The sequence below is a fragment of the Alteromonas pelagimontana genome (assembly GCF_002499975.2).
GTDB classification, from domain to species: Bacteria; Pseudomonadota; Gammaproteobacteria; order Enterobacterales; family Alteromonadaceae; genus Alteromonas; species Alteromonas pelagimontana.
Genome location: NZ_CP052766.1, coordinates 4,160,150 through 4,180,845, shown reverse-complemented (window position 1 = coordinate 4,180,845; position 20,696 = coordinate 4,160,150). Strand labels below are relative to the sequence as shown.

At 45.3% G+C, this 20,696-nt stretch carries 21 protein-coding genes; 8 read left to right on the top strand and 13 right to left on the bottom strand.

All coding sequences use genetic code 11. The annotated features are described in order from the left end of the window. The first annotated feature begins 33 nt into the window (after positions 1-33). Entirely contained in the window at positions 34-795 is a 762-nt protein-coding gene (locus CA267_RS18365; protein ID WP_075609441.1) for a hypothetical protein, read from the top strand. 25 nt (positions 796-820) lie between these two features. On the opposite strand, the gene CA267_RS18360 is transcribed toward CA267_RS18365, so the two are convergent. Next, complete coding sequence (locus CA267_RS18360; protein ID WP_075609442.1) at positions 821-1,702, bottom strand: LysR family transcriptional regulator; 882 nt, start codon at positions 1,700-1,702, stop codon at positions 821-823. Between the two features lie 107 nt (positions 1,703-1,809). Here CA267_RS18360 and CA267_RS18355 point away from each other — a divergent pair, with 107 nt between their 5' ends. The 3 genes from CA267_RS18355 to CA267_RS18345 all read left to right on the top strand — a co-directional run bounded on the left by CA267_RS18355 (position 1,810) and on the right by CA267_RS18345 (position 4,913). Further along, a complete protein-coding gene (locus tag CA267_RS18355; protein WP_075609443.1) occupies positions 1,810-2,517 on the top strand; it encodes a CoA transferase subunit A in 708 nt (235 codons plus the stop codon). Between the two features lies 1 nt (position 2,518). Next, a complete protein-coding gene (locus CA267_RS18350) occupies positions 2,519-3,175 on the top strand; it encodes a 3-oxoacid CoA-transferase subunit B (protein ID WP_075609444.1) in 657 nt (218 codons plus the stop codon). A 391-nt stretch (positions 3,176-3,566) separates the two neighbouring features. After that, positions 3,567-4,913 (top strand): DEAD/DEAH box helicase, encoded by a 1,347-nt coding sequence (locus CA267_RS18345; RefSeq protein WP_075609445.1) that lies wholly within the window; start codon positions 3,567-3,569, stop codon positions 4,911-4,913. Between the two features lie 248 nt (positions 4,914-5,161). Here the strand turns inward: CA267_RS18345 and CA267_RS18340 are convergent, their stop codons facing one another. From CA267_RS18340 to CA267_RS18330, 3 genes are all read right to left on the bottom strand, one after another. Further along, positions 5,162-5,404, bottom strand: a complete 243-nt coding sequence (locus CA267_RS18340; RefSeq protein ID WP_075609446.1) for an EF-hand domain-containing protein — start codon at positions 5,402-5,404, stop codon at positions 5,162-5,164. Positions 5,405-5,466: 62 nt separating this feature from the next. Next, the gene (trhO, locus tag CA267_RS18335; RefSeq protein ID WP_075609447.1) at positions 5,467-6,462 is read right to left on the bottom strand and encodes an oxygen-dependent tRNA uridine(34) hydroxylase TrhO; all 996 of its coding nucleotides are present in this window, start codon (positions 6,460-6,462) and stop codon (positions 5,467-5,469) included. Between the two features lie 305 nt (positions 6,463-6,767). Continuing rightward, positions 6,768-7,280, bottom strand: coding sequence for a VC2046/SO_2500 family protein (locus tag CA267_RS18330; RefSeq protein WP_083638446.1), 513 nt, complete (start codon positions 7,278-7,280; stop codon positions 6,768-6,770). A gap of 126 nt (positions 7,281-7,406) precedes the next feature. On the opposite strand from CA267_RS18330, the gene CA267_RS18325 reads away from it, so the two are divergent. Beyond that, positions 7,407-9,047 (top strand): response regulator, encoded by a 1,641-nt coding sequence (locus CA267_RS18325; RefSeq protein ID WP_075609448.1) that lies wholly within the window; start codon positions 7,407-7,409, stop codon positions 9,045-9,047. A 308-nt stretch (positions 9,048-9,355) separates the two neighbouring features. Here CA267_RS18325 and CA267_RS18320 read toward each other — a convergent pair whose 3' ends face one another. Next, positions 9,356-9,832 (bottom strand): LabA-like NYN domain-containing protein, encoded by a 477-nt coding sequence (locus CA267_RS18320; protein WP_075609449.1) that lies wholly within the window; start codon positions 9,830-9,832, stop codon positions 9,356-9,358. Positions 9,833-10,040: 208 nt separating this feature from the next. Next, positions 10,041-10,889, bottom strand: a complete 849-nt coding sequence (locus CA267_RS18315; RefSeq protein WP_075609450.1) for a DUF6279 family lipoprotein — start codon at positions 10,887-10,889, stop codon at positions 10,041-10,043. Between the two features lie 245 nt (positions 10,890-11,134). On the opposite strand from CA267_RS18315, the gene CA267_RS18310 reads away from it, so the two are divergent. Continuing rightward, positions 11,135-12,133, top strand: a complete 999-nt coding sequence (locus CA267_RS18310; RefSeq protein ID WP_075609451.1) for a 6-phosphofructokinase — start codon at positions 11,135-11,137, stop codon at positions 12,131-12,133. A 129-nt stretch (positions 12,134-12,262) separates the two neighbouring features. Here the strand turns inward: CA267_RS18310 and CA267_RS18305 are convergent, their stop codons facing one another. The 4 genes from CA267_RS18305 to CA267_RS18290 all read right to left on the bottom strand — a co-directional run bounded on the left by CA267_RS18305 (position 12,263) and on the right by CA267_RS18290 (position 15,506). After that, on the bottom strand, positions 12,263-13,090 hold the full coding sequence (locus CA267_RS18305; RefSeq protein WP_075609452.1) for a LytR/AlgR family response regulator transcription factor: 828 nt from the start codon (positions 13,088-13,090) through the stop codon (positions 12,263-12,265). A 2-nt stretch (positions 13,091-13,092) separates the two neighbouring features. Next, positions 13,093-14,169: a sensor histidine kinase gene (locus tag CA267_RS18300; RefSeq protein WP_075609453.1), complete on the bottom strand. Its 1,077-nt coding sequence runs from the start codon at positions 14,167-14,169 to the stop codon at positions 13,093-13,095. Between the two features lie 144 nt (positions 14,170-14,313). Beyond that, positions 14,314-14,775, bottom strand: coding sequence for an Mpo1 family 2-hydroxy fatty acid dioxygenase (locus CA267_RS18295; RefSeq protein WP_075609454.1), 462 nt, complete (start codon positions 14,773-14,775; stop codon positions 14,314-14,316). A gap of 50 nt (positions 14,776-14,825) precedes the next feature. Further along, on the bottom strand, positions 14,826-15,506 hold the full coding sequence (locus tag CA267_RS18290; RefSeq protein WP_075609455.1) for a PilZ domain-containing protein: 681 nt from the start codon (positions 15,504-15,506) through the stop codon (positions 14,826-14,828). 112 nt (positions 15,507-15,618) lie between these two features. Between CA267_RS18290 and CA267_RS18285 the strand changes: the two genes are divergently transcribed. After that, positions 15,619-17,412: a M61 family metallopeptidase gene (locus CA267_RS18285; RefSeq protein WP_075610069.1), complete on the top strand. Its 1,794-nt coding sequence runs from the start codon at positions 15,619-15,621 to the stop codon at positions 17,410-17,412. A gap of 24 nt (positions 17,413-17,436) precedes the next feature. Here the strand turns inward: CA267_RS18285 and CA267_RS18280 are convergent, their stop codons facing one another. The 3 genes from CA267_RS18280 to yejK form a co-directional block, all read right to left on the bottom strand. Continuing rightward, the gene (locus tag CA267_RS18280) at positions 17,437-18,261 is read right to left on the bottom strand and encodes a M23 family metallopeptidase (protein WP_083638448.1); all 825 of its coding nucleotides are present in this window, start codon (positions 18,259-18,261) and stop codon (positions 17,437-17,439) included. A 29-nt stretch (positions 18,262-18,290) separates the two neighbouring features. Beyond that, on the bottom strand, positions 18,291-19,166 hold the full coding sequence (locus CA267_RS18275) for a 6-carboxytetrahydropterin synthase (protein WP_075609456.1): 876 nt from the start codon (positions 19,164-19,166) through the stop codon (positions 18,291-18,293). 63 nt (positions 19,167-19,229) lie between these two features. Beyond that, on the bottom strand, positions 19,230-20,315 hold the full coding sequence (gene yejK, locus CA267_RS18270) for a nucleoid-associated protein YejK (RefSeq protein WP_075609457.1): 1,086 nt from the start codon (positions 20,313-20,315) through the stop codon (positions 19,230-19,232). Between the two features lie 157 nt (positions 20,316-20,472). Here yejK and CA267_RS18265 point away from each other — a divergent pair, with 157 nt between their 5' ends. Further along, positions 20,473-20,688: a YejL family protein gene (locus CA267_RS18265; protein WP_075610071.1), complete on the top strand. Its 216-nt coding sequence runs from the start codon at positions 20,473-20,475 to the stop codon at positions 20,686-20,688. The last annotated feature ends 8 nt before the right edge of the window (positions 20,689-20,696 follow it).

The window sequence follows — 20,696 nt, the reverse complement described above, 5'->3', positions numbered from 1 at the left end:
GCGACAACATAAAAAGCGAACGGAAACACACTCATGTTTACCATAATAATTATACTCATTGTGGTGCTCATCATTACGGCCATTTTTATCAACGCGTTTCAGCAGCACCGCGCAAAGGTAGATGCTGAGAGGCGAGCAGAAGTTGCCAAACAGAGAGCCATTGTTGATGAAACTGAAAACGTCATTATGGCTTGCAATACTATCCCCATTTCCCAAAGATTAATGCAAATCCTGCATCGGCGGGTTCTGAATGCGTTAAAAATTATGAATGAAATGGGGTCGGCGGCGCCCGACATTAAACAGCGTATAAGTGATGCAGAAACACGCACTGCAAATCTGGATGCCAGCGATACCGCGCAGTTAAGTGAATTTACGTTACCTGATAATGACAAACTGATTATTCAGTATATTCAAGCGGTAAAAAAACTACGGATCCTGCTGCGTTCAGAGCATGGAAAAGGAAAGACTGACACTAAGACCTATATTGAAGAAGAAAAATATCTGGAAAGACTGCAATTAAAAGTCAATGTGGAAACCTTAGTCAAACGTGGCAATGCGGCGCTACAAGCGAATATGTTAGGTTCTGCACGTCAGTATTTCGAAAAAGCGGTGGTAGCACTGGAAAATCAGACCCAGCCGGATGATTACGTGAAAACGCGTATTCTTACCGTAAAGCAGTCTCTCGCCGATATTCAGAATAATTTGAAAAATGTCAACGCGCAGGATCGAGCTAAAAAGAAAGCCGACGAAAGAAACGAACTCGACGAGCTGTTCGCACCGAAAAAGAAATGGTAGCGAGAGCGCCCTGCCCGGCACCCGCTTAAGAAAGCACCGGGCACATCTCCCACAGTGCCTGCGCAGCGGCAGACAAGCTGCCACGCGATTGGCGAATCATGCCGACGCGCTTAATTAGCGGGCTGTTCTCTATAGGTAAACAAATCAATCCTTTGCTTTGCATTTGTGCCGTGCATAATGCCGGTACTACTGACACTCCCAAACGTTGTGCAATGAGCTGCCCTAAAGATCCTAATTGCCCAGCCTCAGCGATAATGGTTAACGTACCAACATCTTGTGCAATTTGTTCAGTCCACTTACGTACCGCTGAGCCGCGGTTCATGGCGATAAAAGGGTTTGCCAGTAGCGCTGGCCAGCCGATACTTTTTGCTGATGCCTGCGGATGAGAAGGATATAACACAGCAACAAAATGGTCGCTGAACAGCGGTACAAACTCAAATCCATCCAATACTTCAGGCTCAAAGGTAAAACCAATTTCAGCGCGTCCGGTAAGTACGCTATCAATAGTGGCCTCCATTACAACATCAAGAATTCGTAAGCGCACATTAGGATAAGCATCGTGATAGGCTTTTAAAAAAACAGGTAGTTTGGATTCTGCAAAGGATGGCATGGCTGCAACAGTCAGCTTTCCAGTCTGCATTGCAAACAGGTTCTGCATGTCATGGAAAGTCTCGTCCCATTCATTTAAAAGACGCTGCGCCGTAGGCAGCAGTGTTTCTCCTTCAGGCGTAAGCTGGACGTGGCGGGTGCTACGACTAAAAAGTTTGCCTCCCAGCTGTTCTTCCATTTTCTTTATTGAGGAAGAAAGCGCTGGTTGTGTGAGATGCAGTTTTTCTGCAGCTTCTGCGAACGTTGCAGACTCAGCCACACGAATAAATGCCAACATATTGCGATAAGAGACAGCCATTTTATTGATAAATTTAATTTATTAATGTTGATATTAAATCGATTTTACAAAAAATTAGCAATCGCTGATACTTTTGTTTAGCAAAACACAACAACAGGAGCGTTCGTATGTCAGGTTTCGATAAAGTCGTAGCCAATTATGATGAAGCTATGCAGGGATTGGCTGACAACATGACCGTTATCGCTGGCGGTTTTGGGCTGTGCGGCATCCCAGAAGGACTCATTGCAAAAATTAAAGCCATGGGGGTGAAGGGATTGACGGTGGTGTCTAATAACTGCGGTGTAGATGGATTCGGATTAGGCATATTGCTGGAAGATAAACAGATCAAAAAAATGGTGTCATCCTACGTCGGCGAAAATGCTTTATTTGAAAAGCAGTTATTAAACGGTGAACTGGAAGTGGAATTGACTCCTCAAGGCACATTGGCAGAAAAGATGCGTGCTGGAGGGGCCGGCATTCCGGCTTTTTATACCGCTACCGGATATGGAACACCCGTTGGCGAAGGTAAAGAAGTAAAAGAATTCAATGGGCGACCTTACATTATGGAAAAGTCAATAACAGGCGATTTCGCCATTGTAAAAGCGTGGAAAGCAGACCGATATGGAAATTGCATATATCGACATACCGCTCAGAACTTCAATCCTATAGCCGCAACTGCAGGAAAAATTACGGTGGTTGAAGTAGAAGAAATTGTGGAGCCTGGAGAGCTTGACCCTGCACATATTCACACCCCCGGCATTTATGTAGACCGCGTTATTAAAGGTGCTTTTGAAAAACGTATCGAACGCAAAGTCCTGGCAAAGGAGGAGCGATAACATGGCACTGACTCGAGAACAAATTGCAATGCGCGTGGCGCAGGAATTCAAAGACGGCAGCTATGTCAACCTGGGGATTGGCATCCCTACCCTTGCGGCGAATTATGTCCCTGCCGGTGTTGATGTAATGCTGCAGTCTGAAAACGGCCTACTTGGCATGGGAAGGTATCCCACCGAAGCTGAAGTGGATGCTGATATGATAAATGCAGGTAAAGAAACGGTAACGGCTAGCGTGGGTGCTTCTATTTTTCATTCGGCCGAAAGTTTCGCCATGATCCGAGGCGGCCACGTTGATTTTACCGTCCTGGGCGCCTTTGAGGTTGATGTAAACGGAAATATTGCCTCATGGATGATTCCCGGGAAGCTGGTTAAAGGAATGGGCGGCGCGATGGACTTGGTTGCGGGAGCAAAAAATATCATTGTCACCATGATGCATGCAGATAAGCACGGCAATTCTAAACTTCTTCAAGAATGTTCCCTGCCGCTCACCGGCGTAAATTGTATTACGCGAATTATTACGGATTTAGCTGTACTGGAGGTCAAAGATGGGGCCTTTCATTTACAGGAACGCGCGCCAGGTGTAAGCGTTGAAGAAATAAGGCTAAAAACAGCCGGGAGATTAGTTGCCGCAGATAACGTACCTGAAATGCAGGTGTAATATTTATTCACATTCATGCGGATCAGTATAATTGTTCACATTTAGGAGCGGACGTAGTTCCGCCTTCTACTGACTATTTTCTCAGAACAGCAAAATCCGTTTCAACGCCTTACTTATCGAACTGTTACAGCCGCTTGACCGCCGTACCTTTCTTTAGCATTTAAATCCAGCGACTTCTTTTGCCAATGAATTATTAACTCCTGTGAAAGCTAACACGTTAAACGTTTGGAAAGATCAGCCTGAAATTATCATCAATCTGGACTAAGCAAAACCCATTATTTCGATGAACTGTCAGCGTTAGCTCATTAGCAGGGGGAGTAAAAATGACTAAACCTTTAACTTGCCGTTTTATTCAGAGATAATGGGCTGGATATAATCATGAGGCTATAACTTGCAAATCAGCGATCTCCCCGTCCATCACAAAATAATCTCGCGCCTTCAGGAAAAAGGTTTTGAATCATTGACAGAGATTCAGCAACAGACAATTCTGCCTGCAATCCAAGGCAAAGATATCGTAGCGTCTTCTAAAACGGGCTCAGGTAAAACCCTGGCGTTTCTTATTCCCACCATTAATCGCTTATTAAATACCAAAGCGCTAAGCCGTCAGGACCCTCGCGTACTGATTCTTGCTCCTACTCGCGAGCTGGCAAAACAGGTGTTTATAGAGGCGAAAAGCCTGTCCGGCAAATTGGGTATTCAATGTGCGTTAGTGGTAGGTGGAGAAAACTTTAATGATCAGGTAAAAGTGTTGCGGCGTAGCCCACACATTATTGTGGGCACAGCGGGAAGGATAGCGGATCATTTAACGGATAAATCGTTTTTTATTAATGGCTTAGAGCTGCTTATTTTTGATGAAGCAGATCGTATGTTAGACCTGGGATTCGCCAGCCAGCTGAACCAGATCAATCATTTCGCTGATCATAGAAAACGTCAAACCATGTTATTCTCTGCAACGTTGGATAATCTGGCTCTTAGTCATTTAACTAAAAGTTTGCTTAAGGCACCGGTTCGAGTATCAGTAGGTGAATCTAACGCTGAACATGTAGATATAGCGCAGTCGGTATTTTTTGCCGATGATGTTAATCACAAAGATGCCATGCTCCTCGCTTGTTTGCAGCAGCAATCTTATAATCAGGCGGTTATTTTCACTGCTACTCGTGAAGACACTAATCGTTTGGCAGACGCGCTGAATGCACAGAATTTACATGCCATAGGTTTACGTGGCGATTTACCGCAGCACCAACGTGCGCAGATTATGAGTGAGTTTGGTCGCGGCCAGCATAGCATTTTGGTTACCACCGATGTTGCTTCCAGAGGCCTTGATCTTCTAAAGGTCGGGTTAGTTATCAATTTCGATTTACCTAAACAGACTGATGAATACATTCATAGGATAGGACGCACCGGCCGGGCAGGACAAAAAGGTGTGGCAATATCATTTGTCGGGCCACGTGACTGGCGCAGCTTTCAGGCTATTCAAAATCATGTGGCCTATCCGCTACTCGCTGAAAAACATCCTGAACTCCCTTCTACCTTTACAGGTAGAGAAGCTCCGCAAAAAGCTTCCCAACGAGCCACTACATCAGATCATCCAGCGCGAGGCAGCCTTAAAAATGGTGCTAAACCGATCGTAAAGAAGCGAGTTAATACATTGGAAGGTAAAAATGTGGGTGAACTGCCGGTGATGAGAAAAAAGGGGCCAAGGCGAGATCTGAAGGAAGACGACGATAACAACTCATAAATTTTGAGCTGGAATAGTGGGAAATGTCTTCCCGCTACTCCGGAAGTTGACTAAGTAGGCAATTCACCCGGCAATTTAGGGTGTGTTGGTCTTTTCTGTTCATTTTTGCAGGGTTCGTCATAAACCTGTCTTGCTCTTTGTTGCTCGCTATTTACTTAGGTGAGTTTTACTAAGAAGGGCTTCATAGCTCGCGCCGCAATCAAAAAGTTTTATTTTGAACAAATTGGAACAGCAAAGGTCAACAAGCCCTAGTATTCCCACCACCCTTCCTGCCACCAGGATAAGAATTCTTCAAAATCGATATAACCATCATTGTTACTGTCAATCAATTTGAAGCCTTCTTCAACGTGATTCACTTTGGTCTTGGGTGACAGTGTGGTGAGTAGCTCGATAAATTCAGGTAAATCTATTTGACCATTTCCATCACGATCAAAAAAACTGAAGTCACTTTTAATTTCGGCAATTTTATCTTCTGAAAGTTGGGCGTCCACTGAGTTTCCCTAATAATATTACTACGTTAGCTACACAGTTTACCGCCCACTAGAGCCAGTGTCTACGCTTGATTCTGTTTTGCCTGCAAGGCCCGTAAGCGTTGAGCTTGCGCCTTTTCCTGACGCTTCTTCAGCATTACCATTCGAGCATCCGTTCCAACATGTTCCTCAGCGCGAGACTTAGCTAATTGAACTTGTTTTTCACGTTCACGGAAGCGCGCAAGTTGATCTTCTGTATGAGTACCAAAGCAATGAGGACAACTGACACCTGCTTCATATTTTTCGCTTTGTTTATCTTCAGCCGTTATAGGTAAACGACATGCATAGCATTGTTCATAGTGGCTTCTTTCCAGCTTATGGTTAACCGCCACGCGATTATCAAAGACAAAACAGTCGCCTTGCCACAAGGATTCTTCCTCAGGGACATCCTGCAAGTACTGCAGAATTCCACCTTCCAGATGGTAAACTTCTTCAAACCCCTGCTCTTTAAGATAAGCCGTGGACTTTTCACAGCGGATACCGCCGGTACAAAACATCGCTACCTTTTTATGTGAACCGGGATCAAGGTTCTGTTCCACATACTGTGGAAATTCACGAAATGAGGAAGTATTAGGATTTTTTGCGTGCTTAAAAGTACCAATTTCAATTTCGTAATCGTTGCGGGTATCAATAACCACTACGTCCGGATCACTGATTAAATTATTCCAATCCTGAGGTTTTACGTAAGTGCCAACGGTATGACGAGGATCAATGCCTTCAACACCCATGGTGACAATTTCATTTTTCAGCTTTACTTTGGTGCGATAGAACGGCTGCTCATCGTGCAGAGATTCTTTCGTCGAAATCGGTCTAATGCGCGCATCTTCATTAAGATAGGCAAGTAAACTGTCAATACCTTCGCGCGTACCCGATACGGTGCCGTTAATACCTTCAGAAGCGAGGAGCAACGTGCCTTTAATACCGTTAGCTTCCATAGCTTTTAACAGCGGTTGCCGCATAGATTGATAGTTGTTAAGCGCTACAAATTTATACATCGCGCAAACAATATATTGAGCCATATTTATATTACCTTTGCTGATTGGAACGTAAGACCAGTGCAAAATGCGGCGGGAATATAACAAAACCGATTAAAAATTTCTACTTATAGTATCGCCTTGATGTGCGATCATCTCAGAGATAGAGGTAAGATCGCGAATGATTTTTAAGCGATAAGTGAAGATTTCTTCGCCGAACGTCTGGAGCATGGATGCTCCAGCAGAGCCATCAGGGATGATTTTACGGCGTTTCGGATGAGAAATTTAGCTTATTCCCTGAGACTGCTGAATTTTTAATCGTTCATGCTCTTCCCTGGTATTTACCTACTTTATGCTGCGGCAAAAAACTGTTCTGAACCCGCAATAATATCAGTCAACAAGGTCTCATCTGCATTAACCGTAGTTGACGAAGCCACCTGAAGCTTCATCTGCGTGGCCATACTACAGTTTGCGATAACATCTGCGGGAATGTGCTTGGCATTATTTCTTATACTCAGAGGATCCGGATGCATGGCCTGCCAAAGGTTAACCGAAGAAATATCCCGTTGGTTGATCAAATTACCGGTTACTAATAAACGTTGAAACGCCGCATCGTCTGCACCTAGCGGCGCACGGGGATAATGATTCAGGTGATCCAAAGCTGCAGCATCTGAAGAAGCATTTTCTGCTTCTGAATGAATACGAACAGGTTCGTGACCCGGCTGGCAATGCATCGCCAAATACAGCGAAAATAACGCTCCTTTTCCCGCAGATGCGGACAAAGCCCCGGACCATTCGAGGTTACTAATGGGTGCGAAACCTGTTAACTCAGTCAAACCTATTGGCCTAAATTGCTGCAACACAGTCTCCTTATCGACCTCTCTTTAATAACCTTTAGCGCAGATGTATTAATAGAGATACTTGCTAATCTTGCCTATATCTTTGATCATGGTCGGGAAAAGGAGGATTTTTACGCGGATGACAACATCATGATATACGCTGATAAACAAGTACTCATCGTTGAGGATCAGCGCCCGTTTCTGTTGCTATTGAGAGGCCTGATGAATTCGATGGGCGCGACAGACGTAGTGACAAAGTCTTCCGCAGAACAAGCTATATCGTTATGCCGACGGCAGAAATTCGATATTGTCATTGCTGATCTGCATCTTGGCAGCGATAAAAAAAATGGATATGAGTTTATTGAAGAGCTGCGGGTGCGCCAGTTAATAAAGCCGTCCACCATTTTTTTACTTATCAGTGCTGACAGCGCCCGCCCTGTTGTATTAGGGTCAATTGAACGTCGGCCTGACGATTATCTGGTCAAGCCATTTTCTCAGGCTCAGTTAAAAAGCCGAATTGCACGAGCCTGGCATAAGCGACAGTACATGGCTCCTATTTATGGAGCATTGTTTAAAAACGATACCAGCGCTGCAATTGCCGCATGTAAATCGCTCGCCGTCGAAGGGTCGCCTTACCAGCGTTCCTGCGAGCAGATGCTGGTTCAGTTATACTGGAATACCAATGAACTGTCAGCAGCGTTAGCGATTCTGACGCCTTATGAAGACAAAAAGCCCGCTTTATGGGCATATTTGGCGCTATCGCGTACTTACCTGCTACAAAATCAGAAAGAGCGAGCCATCGAAGTTGCGCGTAAAGTTTTAGAACTCAATCGCTTTAGTGCAGAAGCGTATGATGTTATTGCCGAAGCACAGAACAACACTCCTGAAGCTGGTGAAATGGCGCTGGAATCAATCCGTCATGCGATAAAACTTTCACCGTTTTCTTTGTCCCGTCACTTTACCGCCTGTTCTATTGCCAGAGACAATAACGACTATGCGCTGGCTAGTGAATCCAGCCACAGTATCTGGCATTTATCCAAACGAACCGTTCATCAGAGTATTGTTTATTGGTGCGGATACATTCGAAGTATTTTGGATGTTGCCGAACATGCCGAAGATAAGCGCACGCGAAACCGATACCAGCAAGAAGCAATTTTGGTTCTGCAACGCGGCAAATTTGATGAAACGCTTAGCCGCATGGATGAAACCTTTAGCGTTGATATTTTTGAGCAGGTGATGAATGCCAGAATCTGTAGTCTGGATGGCAAAATGTTGGATGCCAAGCGTAATCTGGTGCAATCGCAAAGCGCCATAAAAAAGCAGTACGAGAATTATCCCCCAGCCTACGCACCCGACAGCTTGAAAGTCATGTATGATTTAGGCGAATACGATGATGCGCAGGATTTGATTGCACTGCTAAAACAGCGCGGAGAAGATCTGGATCCTAATAGTCAGTACCTGATAGCTTCAGAACTGGAACGAAGTGCAGAACGGCAACGAGAGTACGCGACGTTTAATCGTAAAGGTATCCAGCTTTATCAGGAAGGCCAGTTTGAGCAGGCCAAAGAACAATTTATCCTCGCCCAGCAACTTGCACCGGTAAACACGGGTGTCGCACTAAATTTGTTGCAATGCATGTTAAAGATACTGCATAAGAATACAAAAGGCGAGCCTGCACTTATTAAAGAGTGCAAACGCATGTATAAACTAGTGGAAGACACACCGCTGCAGGAAGAACATGCGCAGAAATTAGCCGACATAAAAGACGAACTCTTTAGTTATATTCAATAGCTATCTGAGTATTAGGTGCGGCTGAGCTACTACAGCTGGCACTAGACTCTCATTCTTAACTGGTTAGGGTTTAATTGCTCATCAGCGAACTGATAGACTTCAGGCTATCGCTCGCCTTTAAACGCTCCCTTGTTCTATATTGTTGGAAAAACGCTCTTTTCTCTGCCTTCCAGTGATCGAGCCCTGAACAACCTATTCATGGCGGTGACTTGGGGAAATTCACTTGTAAAAACGTCGCGGATGATATTCCACTTGTCGATGTGCAAAAGTGAGTTTCCAATAACCGTGCGGGATAAGCGGCTATCAAACTATCCCAACAACAACGTTTCATCGATGGGAATAAACCGGCTGGCTGCATTTACCAAAGAGGCAGCCGTCAGTTGTGGAACACCATATACTTCCACCCTTTTATCTGTGTCCTGCGTGAGTCTACCAGCAAGCAGATCAAAGTCGCCGTCGCCCGAAACCAAAATGACGGTGTCTACAGCCTGCGAGTAGTCCATAACGTCGATAGTAATACCCACATCCCAATCGCCTTTCGCTGAGCCATCAGCGCGCTGAATATAAGGCTTCAGCTTGACTTCAAAACCAATTCCCCGAAGTATGTTCTGAAATTCCTGCTGCTTCTTATCACCTTTATCTATGGCATAAGCTATGGCTTTTACAACTTCTCTACCCTGAGTAGCCTCTTGCCAAAACGCATTGTAATTAAAGTGTCTTCTGAACGCTTCACGGGAGGTGTAGTACACATTTTGTACATCAACGAATAGTGCTACTTTTTCCATCACTTGCCCTAAATATTATTGTTCTGCCAATGTTGTACATCTTAAGCTGAAAGCGTACAAGCCAGGACACCGATAATGTGCGACAACAGGCCACCGCTGCGAATAACAATTGGCGCTGCTTTCAGCTTATGGAGACGCCCTACTGTACCAGAACGTTTGCAGCGACAAAAACTTCAGCGCCCGCCAGACTATTCAAGGCATTAGGCGTTCAATCATCTTGCTGAAAGCCTTCAAAGTCACTGATAGTATCGTTAATCTCGCGTAAGAGCTTGTGCTTTTGCTCCGGCGTTAACGTTTTGGCGATAGCAGCTGCCATTTGAGCGTAGAGTTCGCGGTTTTGCGCCCGATGTTGCTGATAGCTTTCACTACGATATTCATCAGGGTGGGTCATAACATAGGTGAGATCGGCGACAAAGTCAGGGTTGCTCTGGCGCGTCGCAAAAAGTTTGCGCGCGGCTTGTTGAGTATCCCGCCGATACTGCAACCATTCTGCATGGGTAGATGTAAAACGAGGCGAAAAACGCGCAATAATGGCTTTCTGCTCGTGGGTTAAATCTCCCAGCCTTTCTTCCATATCTTCCTCCATGTCCTCCAGATGGTCTTTAGCCTGTTCCTCCTCAGACTCTTCTAACAACTCCTGCAGCTCTTCCTCTTCTTCTTTGTTATCCGCTTCCAGAGCTGCAAATAAACGAATTACCTGCTCATCTTCAAGTTTTTCTGCCATTGCGGCCAGTTGTGGCGCCAGCTTATTCCTCACCCTGTGCCAATGATCTGTGGCTTCACTCAGATGTTTTAATAACTGGCTCTCAGTAAGATTATCGTTCTCTACGTCCGTTCGTAATGTTTTTAATTGCTCAATATATTTCTGAAGTTCCTGAGAGCGATGCCAGTCCAACCAGCCAGAAAGCTTTTTATCAAAGGCTTTTTCCTGAGCATCGTTAAGTTCGATGTAATCATCCATGTACCAGTAAACCAGCCAATCAAGATTATTATACGCGAGCTTGGATGAGCAACCGGCTAAAAACATCAGCCCTAGCCCCATCAACAGGTTCTTCATAACTTGTCCTTAAGTAATATTTTGAATCTTATTAATCGTTTGGGAAGTAAAAAAGTTCGGGAAATCACCGCAATTGAACAAGCTGTGATATACACAAATTCTGGACGCTGCGACACTGGAAGTTTTTTATTCATCTGCCATGCTTAGTTCGGGACTCGGGGGCTGATGGATCAGCGCAGCGACATCAGGTAACTTTCAATGTACTTTGAAAGCACGGATTATCAATTAATAAAAGGTTACCATTTGTGACAAAGAAAGTAGCCGTTTTGACATCAGGCGGCGACGCGCCTGGCATGAATGCATGTATTAGAGCGATTGTACTTGCCTGCGAACGGGCAGATTATTCGGTGCTCGGCTATATGCACGGTTTCAATGGTTTGCTTCATCAGGAGTATCGTCTGTTAGATGGCCGCTCGGTGCATAACCTCATTCAGCAAGGCGGCACTATGTTACGCAGTGCGCGATGTAAAGAATTTGAAGGACGCGAGGAAGCGAAGCGTGCAGCAGACAATCTTCGCCAGCTTGAAGTTGATACGTTAATTATAATCGGCGGTGATGGTTCCTTTCGCGGAGCGGTGCATTTAAGCCAATTCTGGGAGGGTCAACTTCTTGGGCTGCCCGGTACGATTGACAATGATATTCAGGGCACCGATGTCACTATCGGCTACCACACGGCTATTGAAACCGCAGTAACCTCTATTGATAAGGTACGCGATACCGCCGATTCTTTCGAACGGATCTTTTTGGTAGAGGTCATGGGGCGCCGCGCTGGGTTTCTCGGCTTGAACGCAGCGCTGGCCTCTGCTGCAGATTATGTCATTTTACCCGAACTTTTTGAAAGCGAGGAGCAGACACTTGAAGCGATAATGCAACAGCTTACCAAGCGCCGTAGAGAGCGCGGCGATGTGAGCTACATTATTGTGCTGGCGGAAAACCTGTGGCCTAAAGGTGTAAACGATCTGGCTGAACAACTGACAAAATTAACAGAATCTGAAGTGAAACCGGTAATTCTTGGTCATGTTCAAAGGGGCGGCTCGCCGGTAAGCCAGGATCGTCTGCTTGCCACCCGCTTAGGTGCCTATGCGGTATCTTTAGTAGGCAGTGATATATCCGGAATTATGATTGGTGAATGTCACGGTAAACCTGTGAAAGTCCCGCTTCCCAGCACCTGGCAGAAGAGGAAGCCGCTGGATGAATTTACCGTCTCGACCATGGAAAGCCTGATGAATAATCGTTACGCGTAACGCTTACTCAGAAAAATCAGACGAATGTTGATGCGTCGCTATTGCTTGCCCCTCTACCAGCAAGCAATAAGCACCAGAAAGGCTATGGGAACAGTTTTTTCACACTGCCGCTAAGTTAGCGGCAGTGTGCTACATTTTCATCGCCGCTTTTACTTTGTCACGATGGCTGCGACTCACCTTTAATTCTGTATCATTTTGTAAAATCAAATGGTATTCGCCGCTAATATGACTCACCAGCTTTTTTACAAATCGAATGTTAGCAATAGCCGAGCGATGAACGCGCACAAACCATTGAGGATTAAGTTCCTGCTCAAGCTCTTTCATGGTTTTACGCATAATGTGCATACCATCAAGAGCATGTACACACATATAATCACCAGCAGCATCAATCCACTGGATATCCTGCACGGCAACGCGTGTTACCTCAGAGCCATCTTTTATCGCTAAAACATCAGGATAAGGATTAGTTTCAATCGCTTCACCGTTCGCAAGCTTACGCAGAATTTCTTCGCAGTCATCGCCCGTAAGGTCAGCAACAAGATCTACCAGTTTACGGGACTGCTCATCCTGATGTTGATTACCAAAATAATTCCTGACTTTTACCAGCGTTTCACGCAGACGTTCATCGTCAGCGGGCTTGAGTAGATAGTCCAGTGCGTGAACATCGAACGCTTTAATGGCATAACTGTCATATGCCGTAACAAACACGATTAACGGGATCGGCTGATGGAGTTCACGCAGTTTATGGATCACCTGAAAGCCGTTTAGCCCCGGCATCTGAATGTCTAAAAAAACAAGATCCGGACGCAATTTTGATATCACGCTCACCGCATCAACGCCATTTTGGCATTCTGCTACCACTTCAATATCAGCGTGACGTTCAAGCCTGGTTCGCAGCCCTTTGCGTGCTAACGGTTCATCATCTACTACAACAGTTTTAATTTTTTGCTCACTCATGCTCATGCGTCTTTTATTTCATAAGGGATGCGAAGCCGTACTCTAACACCTGAAGGCTGGTTATGCTCTATAGAAAAGGCAAAATTCCGGTGATATAGCGACTGCAGTCTTTCTCTGATATTTACCAGCCCCACGCCATTCACTCGACTCAACTGGCCGTCTCTGATATCTGCTCCAGGGCCGTTATCGGCGACATCCATCAATAAATCATTCCCAAAGGTGCGAGCAGATATGGCTATTCTACCGCCCTGCTCCATTTTAGATATGGCGTGTTTGACAGCGTTTTCAATAATAGGTTGCAAGATCATACTCGGAACCAGGGCGTTTTCACATCGTTCATCAATATCCCAGTTCACTTCCAGCCTGTCGTCAAAGCGAACTTTTTCTATTTCCAGATATAGTCTTAGCGCCTTGATTTCCTGTCCCAGAGGAACACGCTTTATGGGGTCGTTATCTAATGAATACCGTAGAAAATCACTGAGTCGCGAGACCATAGCCTCTGCGATATCATTCTCCTTTAGCAGAATAAGCGTGGAAATAGCATTAAGCGTGTTAAAAAGGAAATGGGGGTTGAGCTGATAGCGCAACATCTTAATGTGCGCCTGGTGCGCCATCGTGCTGGCTTTGAGGGCATTTTGCTTCTCTTTTTGTAACATCTGAAAGTTTTTAATACCAAAATACACACCGCTCCAACAGCCTATCATTATCAGCGAGTTAATCGTGTTAGTGAAATACATGTACCAGGCTTCGGGACGGTAACCGTGTTTGTATATCTCCCAGTAATTAATATTTTTCACCACTGCCCACACAAGAGCGACGATGTAGCAGGCAAATACTACCGTGATAATCATTTTTAACGGGGGCAGCTTGCGGGTCCACTGAAATACAAAACGTAAGGGAATGGTTAGGAGCCATCCTGCGTAGGCGTTCAGCAGAATTATAAAAACCCAAATAGGGCGAACATCATGAAGAAATGAGCCAATATAATAGATTAGAGCGAAACCTGCCCAGCCTGCGCTGTGCAGCGTCCAAAACAGACGTTCGTTACTCTCAAAAAGACGTTGCCAGCGACTGCTCACGTTGCTACCGTTTATTTATTATTAATCCACAATTATACGCATATTTATCAGGGCTATGGCTGCTTTGGTCGTAACCCTTATACGGCTTATCGCACCATCAATGGTTATTATTTAACGGTAAACGCATACCTTCCCGTCTGCCGATTAATAGCTGATATTTAACCGCTTCAGCCAATGTACCCACCACCACGCCGGGCCGACTAACAAAAATCGCAAATCTTGCGTGAAAGAAGGCTTTTTGCCTTCAATTTTATGGCCCACGAACTGCAACATCCACATGATCACAAACAATATTACACAGAACTGCCAGACGGGAATATGCATCATTTCCAGCAACGAGATTCCGCCAAATGCGATAATGGTCAGAAGCGTCATTGCTGCTCCGATTGGGCCAGAAAGCAGAAAATAATAATACAGAACAGGCAGTGCGATAATGTGGGCCCAGGTCACATCTGCCTGCGCAAGCCACTGAGGAACGGGGATAGACCAGATCAGCCCTAGCGTTACAAAGTAAATGCTAGGCACAGCAACAGCGTGAATCATGATATTGGTACGATTTTGATGACTATGGGAATATTGGGTTAATAACCTTTCTATCTGTCGCATGGGCTATCTCCTTAAGACATTACTATTGTGTCAGTCAGCATTGAGCGCAGCTATTCAATTAGAATATGCCTTTCCAGTAATATCTCGACTGCGGGCTGGTCTTCATCAAATTGAATTCCATAATACAGATGACCGGCTTCCTGAGTTTTATTTTTAATTTGTCCGGTAATAGTAATAGGTTCTCCTTCGAGTTTATAGTGCAATGTTAATAAATTGTTGTTTTCCAGCTGCGGGCACTGCTGGTTTATCGGTAGCGCCACCCGGCATCCTTTGGTCGATACATCGACAATGACCCCACTCACCGCTTCTGAGGCGGCGAGGCCTTCGGCAACAATATCCACGGCAATGCCCGGCTGATTTCTCTTTTCCGAGCGTAAGCCAATGGTTTGGATCGAACGGGGAAAGGTGGTGATCAACATACTGAACGGTTTGGACATAAGCCGGATAACCTTAACGCGAAAAGCAATGACCTGTCCGGTTTCACCTTCCAGCACATAACGAACAATGATGGTATTGCCGGGAACCAGCAAATCACGTACAAAACTCCACCGCGGGTTTATGGGAATCTGAAACATTACGCCATTGGGAATGTCCATGCCAATGTACTGCGTCTTTACGCGCTTCGGCGCTGTTGGCGTAGTAATCTGAAGGTCGACGCTGGATCCCGGAATCAACCCTTTTAAACACTGTAAATCTTCGTGACAGAGTCCCGCTTGTTGTTGGCTTTCCATAACGTCGTATGTACCGCTTGCGAATAGGTTTATATAAGCATACTTTTCTTATACTGACAAAGTGTTGTTGGTCATGCATCATAGTGGCATGTTCTGTATACGTGATTCCTTTATGACTACTGAAATGTCTTCTGTTTCTTATTCCGTGAGTGTAATTTCTCAGGCCGATCATCTTTTTGGCATAACCATGGCAATTCCTGCGTTGCCAGATTCTTCTCTCGTACTTAGCGTACCCTCCTGGATCCCTGGCAGTTATATGATTCGTGAATTTGCCAGAAACGTCGTCGCTCTTTCAGCAGTTGGAGAGAATGAAGAAGCGCTGGAGGTGGTAAAACTGGATAAGCAGCGCTGGCAGGTAAAATCAGACAGTCAGGCAGTGACAGTGACTTATCAGGTTTACGCGTTTGATTTATCAGTACGCTCGGCTTACCTGAGTGACGAATACGGGTTTTTTAACGGCACCAGTCTTTTTCTTGCAGTAGACGGCCATACCGATTTGCGTTGCGAGGTTGCAATACGGCCTCCGCAAAACCAGCCTGACTGGCAGGTATATACCGCCATGACCGAGGCGCCGTCGAATTCCCAGGGACATTACTGCTATACATGCGAAGATTATGACGAAGCCATCGATCATCCTGTATTTATAGGTAACTGTACCACGACATCAATAACCGTTGACGGTGTAGAATTTGTACTGTTATTCAGCGGCAGCACGGGCACCGATCTGGCAAGAATTGGCGAAGATCTGAAGCCCATCTGCGCTCACCATCTGAAGCTGTTTTCCAAGCCAGCGCCAATATCGCGGTATCTGTTTATAACTTTGCTCAGCGACACCGGTTTTGGAGGGCTTGAGCACCGTAGCTCCACTGCCCTGCTCTATCCGCGCTTTGACTTGCCACAAGTAGGAGAAAGTTCAAATAAAACTGACGGCTACATTACCTTTTTAAGTTTATGCAGCCATGAATTGTTTCACACCTGGCATGTAAAACGAATTAAACCGGATGTCATGGTGACGCCAGATCTTTCTGCAGAAGTATACACTGACCAGCTATGGATATATGAAGGCTTCACTAGCTTCTATGACGACCTGGCGCTGGTACGGGTAGGTACCATTTCGCCGGAAAAATACCTGGAAATCCTCGGCCAGAATCTTACCCGTTTACAACAAACCCCCGGACGCCTTAAACAAAGTGCGGCTGCTTCCAGCTTCGACGCCTGGACGCGCTTTTACAAGCAGGATGCCAGTAGCGTCAATCACATTGTAAGTTACTATTTGAAAGGCGGCATTATCGCGTTGGGTTTGGATCTTCTGCTGAGACAGGAATCAAAAGGTCAGTATTCACTTGATTCGGTTATGCAAATCCTGTGGGATCAATATGGCAAAGATGAATCTGGTACACCAGATGAGATTATTGCAGACATATGCCGCGAGCACTTTGATATTGATGTTAGCGGCTACCTAGAGAAAGTGACCTATGGCACCGACGATGTTCCGCTCGAAAACTGGTTACCGTCAGTTGGTGTAAGCTTACATTATCGAGTGAAACAAGGCGCGTCGGACAAAGGAGGAACGCCGCCGAATGCCTCTGCGCCAAAACGCCAGCTGGGCGCAACATTAAAAGCGGCTGAAACCGGGGTAACGGTAACGCAGGTAAAAGAGGGCCTTGCAGCCAGTGAAGCCGGATTGCAAGTCAATGACCGCATCATTGCGCTGGAAGGATGGCAGGCTACCGACGGGTTACTACACCGTTTACTGGAAGCCACTGACAAACCGGCTTTATCGTTAAGTGTATTACGGGAAGGACGATTAATTACGCTTTCGCTTCCCGTTCGGGCTGCTCACAAAGATGTATGCTACCTCACCATTTATGACAAAACAAAAGTGCAAAAATGGCTAGGGCTTTAGCTGGTAGCGTTCAATCGGCTACGATTATTTGTCAGGTACCAGCAAGGCGGGATCCAGACGCTGGGTTCCTAAATTAATACGCCAATCCAGATGCGGGCCAGTTGCGCGGCCCGTTTCTCCAATTGTGCCGATTGACGCCCCTTGATCAAGTACATCTCCTACTTTTACTGCCATAGTATCCAGATGTAAAAATGTCGAAAACACGCCCATTCCATGATCAAGAATAATGGTGTTGCCGGAATAATAGAGATCTTCGGCTAAGGTAATAACACCTGCTGCTGGCGCAACGACTGAAGCACCTTTAGGACCTGCGACATCCACGCCATAATGCGGCCACTTTGGCTCACCGTTTAGGATCCTCTGACTACCGTATACTCCGCTGATCGGCCCTTCCGCTGGCCAGATAAAGCCGGAAAAAACGCCATCCTCAGCCGATTTTTTTGAACGCGCACTAGCCACACGAGCGCTGTCACTGCGAATACGAGCGGTGACGGAATCTGGCGGCGTAACCATAGTAGATTTAAGCCCATCAATGCGCTGAATGTCGTAATCCCGTTTCGTTAACGTAATTTCCCTTTTGCCTTCAGAGCCATCTGGCAATGTCCAGCTAAGTGTATGAGATAAATCAGCTTCACGCTCAAAGCCAAAAACAAACTTACCCTGATTATTCATTTCTACTGGTTTTCCATTCAGCTGCACTGAACTACCAGCAGGTAACTGCGCCCGAATTAAACTGCCCTGCGTCAGCTTTCCGTTCAACACAAGGGCGTCAGAACTGCCGCCTGCACAATGGTGACTGATGAATAAACAAAATAATCCCGTTATCCAAACAAGATTGTTCCAACCCATGGCTGTCTCCATAAATCTAGGTGTGATATTTATTCTGTCACAATTGCGCCCTTGCCTACACCTTCATAGGCAACGACCTGAAGAGAACCTTTTGACGAGCGCATTTTCTGCTGAGTAAAAATATACTTCGCCAAACATTCAACAGTGGAATCGGTATCAATAACTTCACAATCCGATTTAGGTATGACAATTTCAAAGTACCCTTGCGACGCTTCGTAGGCAAAGCAGTAATATTCGTCTTCCTTCGGTACTTTGCCTGCGCCCTGGCGGTCACTGAATGAAATAGCATCTTCAGTTGTGCCAATATATATGTCTTGCCAGCGTTCAGCCCAATACTTCTGACTCTCCAGGCATGGCTGTTTATCAATAATAATATCAATTTTAGAGCGATGACCATGAGCAATCCGCTGACAGTTGCCATCGTGTTTTTTCAGCCCATGAGTGTAGTGATAAAATGGCGTGTCAATCACTTCCGTTCGCAGTTTTAATTCAATGTTATCCACGTTCTCTGGAAGATGCGTTGCGATGACCTCCCGCAGATACCGTCCAACGGAATCCATTGTTACGCTATCGGAATAAATAAAGGCGTAGGCGTCCGCCGGACAATACAGCTGTATTTGTCTTTCATCATCACAGGTAAACCGCACCTCTACCTGATCATTTTCTTCATTATGAATAACGTCTGCGTTCACATATTCTGCGGGTACAGCAAGTTTGTGATCGACATAATCATCAATCAATCGCTTTAAATTCTTTTTTACCTTTCCGAAATCCTGAATCATGCTTTCGTCATTCAGATCGCCATCTAAAATAACATCCACAATCCAGCTTTCTCCTACCATTCCTCTTTTAGGACAAAGATAAGAGAAATCCATCACGGTTAAATCATTTACAAATAATTGCATAACACCCTTTTAATGTGTATTACAACGTGTATTTATTCGACAAATTCTTGCCAGAAAACACCGTTAGTGTGAGCCGGACTGGCGTTTAAGCTGATCTTTAAGATTTGGCGGGATACCTTTGATAGTTAAGGTATCACTGGCCGGATCATAGATTATTCTGTCACCTAATAACTTACGTTCGAAGCTTAACGACACGCCTCCGCCCTGCCCGCTGAATTTTGCCAGCTGCCTTAGCGCCGCAGGATCAGGTTGAATATCTTGCTCCAGCGGCGTTTCCAGTGTTTGAGTATAAGCAACAAAGTTCCGTTCTCCTTCTTCGTGAGAAGGCAATCTACCGGACAATTCGCTTACAGATAAACTCTCACCGCTATCGATTTTTTCTTTAAAATAGCTCTTCACCTCTTCGCGATGATGCTGTTGCTCTTCCGCGTTTAGATTTTCGCTGGCAAGATAGGCATCAACAGAAGAAATCAGCTGCTTATTTTGCTGTTTTATATCAACAAGTTCTTCACAGCCGATAAACTGCATAAAGAAGTCGGAGACTTTTCGACCCATACGTCCCTTGATAAAGCTAATGTAACGCTGCTGCTCTGGTTGTACGGTTAACTGCGTTAAATCTATACGTACCGCTAATTGCATCTTCGCCAGATCCAGGTGCTCTCGGGCTGTAAGTTCCAGTGCCTGGTTCACTTCAACGTGAGAACGGGTATTTAGCAATGTAATCATGAGATATTGTGTAGCAAGAAACTCGTATTGGCAAAAAATAAGAAATCCGGTTTCCACTGTCCCCGTATCGGCCAAAGCCTTAATTAGCTGCTTGGTAGCCGACAGAGAAAAATCCAGAAAAACGGTTTCCAAATCGTCCCGATTTTCTTTTTGGGCTTGCAAATATAACGCTAGATTGCTGGCAAAAGCGCTGCCATCTGCAGCAGCTGATTCAACTTCATCGGCATCTTCACTCTGAGTCTGAGAAGCAAAATGCCCCACACCTTTGCCAGGTTTGGTATTGAAACTGTGATTAATCTGATGCGCCAATTGTTCAATTTCTGACGTAACTGGCAGACATTTATCTCTCGGAACTGCCTGGATTTTATTTTCATCATTCACAATCAGACGATGAACAACAAAATGATGAATCAGTGCACTCATAGCGATTAGTAGTGTCCTGTAGAGTAAAAGTAAGAAAATTTTCGAGGATTCGCGGGTTTTGCGAATGAATGATTGTTATCACTCAAACAACGATTATAATCATTTTATTTGTAATTCCATTCTTTTTATTAAAGAAATCACTAAAAGAGGCGTCACAATGCCCCAACAAAGCCGTTACAACGATACCGAATTTGAAGCGCTAATGAACAAAGTTATATTCACGCTGGAAGAAAACAGCGCGGATCGGGACCTTTCTCTTATGGTACTGGGTAATGTCATTACCCATATTCTGAATACTCAGGTACCTGCAAAAAATCGTAAAGCCATGGCCGAGCAATTTGCCAACGTACTTGCCAAAAGTGTTAAGGGATAACCAACCAG